Origin of the sequence: Marinobacter sp., assembly GCF_052094685.1 — a bacterium.
Taxonomy (GTDB): domain Bacteria; phylum Pseudomonadota; class Gammaproteobacteria; order Pseudomonadales; family Oleiphilaceae; genus Marinobacter.
Map to the genome: position 1 here is coordinate 1 of NZ_JBQDKB010000166.1, position 3,494 is coordinate 3,494.

Below are 3,494 nucleotides of genomic sequence, written 5' to 3' on the forward strand. Positions count from 1 at the left end.
CAGGGCTTCACCTACGACATTCGAACCGCCATTTTGCCATTCATGTTCATCTTCAACACTCAGTTGTTGTTGATCGGATTGACTGGCTGGTTTGATTTGTTGGTTACGGTGTTCAGCGCGGTGACCGCCATGCTGGTGTTCTCAGCCGCTACCCAAGGGTTTTGGTTTACCAAAACCCGCTGGTGGGAGACTATTGGCCTGCTGCTAATTACGTTCACCCTGTTCCGCCCCGGCTTCTGGTGGGACGAAATCTACCCGCCCACCAACGACCGGCCAGGCTCCGAGCTGCTGCAGCACGTAGATGAAGTGGCAGCCGATCAGCCTGTTATCCTTCAGGCTTCTGGTATGTCGTTGTCGGGTGATGATGTCTCCAAGTACCTGAAGCTACCGCTGCCGGCAGGCGACACGCCCGAAAACCGGCTGGCTGCTGCTGGATTGGAGGTGTCCGAGGCGGGTGATGTTATGAATGTAGAGTTCGTTAACTTTGGCAGCGATGCGGAAAAAGCCGGGCTGAGCTTTGGTTGGACCATCGACATCGTACAGGTGGCAAATTCACGTCCGCCAAAAGAGCTGATGTTCATTCCTGCGCTACTTTTGCTCGGCCTTTTGGCATTTTTACAGTTGCGGCGAAGGGCCGGCGAGGGAGAGCGGCCGGCTTTTGTGCCGTCGCCCTAGTTCAGCGGATACATGGCGCACGCCATAAGCAAACCCCAGCATTAACCTGCTGGGGTTTTTTCTGTTAAACTCCGCCCCGAATCGGCCCGCGGTTTGTATCGCGGAACGCCGTCACCATGTGATCTCTGGTATAGATCACCGCTGAGCAATCAACAGGAGCTTTTCATGCCCGTCATAACTCTGCCTGATGGCAGCCATCGTAGCTTTGCAGAATCCGTAACCGTACACGACGTTGCCGCCGATATCGGCGCTGGCCTTGCCAAAGCCGCACTTGCCGGAAAAGTAGATGGCAGGCTTGTAGATACGAGCCATCGGATTGAACAAGATGCAGAGCTGGCCATCATCACAGAGCGTGATGAAGACGGTGTTGACGTTATCCGCCATTCCACTGCCCACTTGCTTGCCATGGCCGTTAAAGAACTGTTTCCTGCCGCTCAGGTGACCATTGGGCCGGTGATCGATAATGGCTTCTACTACGACTTCAAGTTTGACCGTCCTTTTACCAATGACGACCTGGCTCGAATCGAGAAGCGCATGGAAGAGCTCGCCAAACAGGATATTCCGGTATCTCGCTCTGTGCTTTCCCGTACTGAGGCAGTCAAACTCTTTAATGACATGGGCGAGGAATACAAGGTTCGGATCATTGAGGACATCCCGGGCAGCGAAGATCTCTCGTTTTACCGTCAGGCTGACTTCATCGACCTGTGCCGCGGCCCCCATGTGCCCAGCACCGGCAAACTGAAAGCGTTCAAACTGACCAAGGTGTCTGGCGCTTTCTGGCGTGGCGATACCAGTAACGAACAGCTGCAGCGTGTGTATGGCACAGCTTGGGGCAACAAGAAAGAGCTCAAAGCTTATCTGCATCGCTTAGAAGAAGCCGAGAAGCGTGATCACCGAAAGATCGGTAAGAAACTAGACCTTTTCCATATGCAGGAAGAGTCGCCGGGCATGGTGTTCTGGCATCCAGATGGCTGGTCGCTGTACCAGGAAATCGAACAGTACATGCGCGGTATTTTGCGTCGCCACGATTATAAAGAAATCAAAACCCCTCAAGTGGTTTCTCGTACATTGTGGGAGAAATCTGGCCACTGGGATAAATTCCGTGACGACATGTTTACCACGGAATCAGAAAAGCACGACTTTGCCATCAAGCCAATGAACTGCCCGTGTCATATTCAGGTGTTCAATCAAGGCTTGAAAAGTTACAAGGATCTTCCTTTGCGGCTTGCGGAGTTTGGCTCATGCCATCGCAATGAGGCGTCTGGAGCGTTGCACGGCTTGATGAGGGTGCGTGGGTTTACCCAAGATGATGCGCATATTTTCTGCGAAGAAGACGCCGTTCAGCCAGAAGTTTCAAAGTTTATCGAGCTTCTTCACGAAGTGTATGAAGATTTCGGGTTTGACCAGATTTTGTACAAGCTCTCTACTCGTCCAGAAAAGCGAGTGGGTTCAGATGAGGTTTGGGATAAAGCCGAAGCGGCCCTGGAAGAGGCTCTGAACCGTGAAGGTGTCGATTGGGAGCTGTTGCCTGGTGAAGGCGCGTTTTATGGCCCGAAAATTGAGTTTTCTCTCAAAGACTGTATTGGGCGGGTGTGGCAGTGTGGCACTATTCAGGTAGACTTCTCTATGCCTGGCCGCCTCGGCGCGCAATACGTTGCAGACAACTCTGAGCGTAAAACGCCGGTGATGTTGCACCGTGCGGTGCTTGGTTCTTTCGAGCGATTTATTGGTATCCTGATTGAAGAGTACGAGGGTGCGTTCCCGACTTGGCTAGCTCCAACTCAGGTCGCTATTCTCAATATTACCGATAATCAGCGTGATTATTGTCAGGATTTGGCGAAAAAGTTCGATTCTTTGGGCTTTAGGGTTAATGCTGACTTGAGAAACGAGAAGATCGGCTTTAAAATCCGCGAGCATACTCTTAACAAAGTTCCCTTTCTTGTCGTTGTCGGCGATAAAGAAGTCGAGAACAACACCGTTGCGGTGAGAACCCGTAAAGGTGAAGACTTGGGAACTCTATCGCTCGAAGCGTTTGAGCAACTTCTGAAAGAAGATGTTGAGCGCAAGGGCAGAATCAAGACGGAGATTTGACTATTAAACAGCGAACGAATCGGGGTGGGCGTACTCCTAAGGCGCCGATCAATGAGAATATTGATGCAACTGAAGTCCGCCTGATCGATGCCGAAGGCACTCAGGTAGGTGTAGTTCCGATCGAAGACGCCCTCAAGATGGCAGAGGAGGCGACCCTGGATCTGGTACAGGTTACAGATTCCGATCCGATCGTCTGTAAAATAATGGACTATGGTAAAAAGGTCTTCGACGAGAAGAAAGCGAAGGCTGCTGCCAAGAAGAAGCAGAAGCAGACACAAGTCAAAGAGCTTAAGTTCCGACCAGGAACTGAAGAAGGGGATTATCAGGTAAAACTACGCAACCTGGTACGTTTCCTTGAAGGCGGGGACCGCGGCAAAATCACTATCCGCTTCCGTGGCCGTGAGATGGCACACCAAGAAATTGGTATGAAACTCATGGAGCGCATTGAAGCAGATATTGACGCGCTGGCTCAGGTTGAAATGCGGCCGAAAATGGAAGGCCGTCAAATGACCATGATCGTGGCTCCCCGCAAAAAGAAGTGAATTTGATTCAGTGATGAATCCCCTGCCACAGGCGGGGGTTTTGTCGTTCAGGTTCACATTGATGTCATTAAAAACGAATGCGGAGTTTTAGAAATGCCTAAAATGAAAACGAAAAGTGGAGCGGCCAAGCGGTTCAAAAAAACGGCTACCGGCTTCAAGCACAAGTCAGCCTTCACCAGTCACATC

General features: G+C 51.3%; 4 protein-coding genes. All 4 read left to right on the plus strand.

Going from position 1 to position 3,494, the window contains the following annotated elements:
* Nucleotides 1-675, plus strand: a 675-nt coding sequence (locus tag ACTH3S_RS18090) for a DUF3394 domain-containing protein (RefSeq protein WP_441810403.1), incomplete at its 5' end; no start/stop codon positions are given.
* Nucleotides 676-840: 165 nt separating this feature from the next.
* Entirely contained in the window at nt 841-2,766 is a 1,926-nt protein-coding gene (thrS, locus tag ACTH3S_RS18095) for a threonine--tRNA ligase (RefSeq protein WP_441810404.1), read from the plus strand.
* Nucleotides 2,763-3,308, plus strand: a complete 546-nt coding sequence (gene infC / locus ACTH3S_RS18100) for a translation initiation factor IF-3 (protein WP_441810405.1) — start codon at nt 2,763-2,765, stop codon at nt 3,306-3,308. The genes thrS and infC overlap by 4 nt, the downstream gene beginning before the upstream one ends.
* 93 nt (nt 3,309-3,401) lie before the next feature.
* Nucleotides 3,402-3,494, plus strand: a 93-nt coding sequence (locus tag ACTH3S_RS18105; RefSeq protein ID WP_441810406.1) for a large ribosomal subunit protein bL35, incomplete at its 3' end; no start/stop codon positions are given.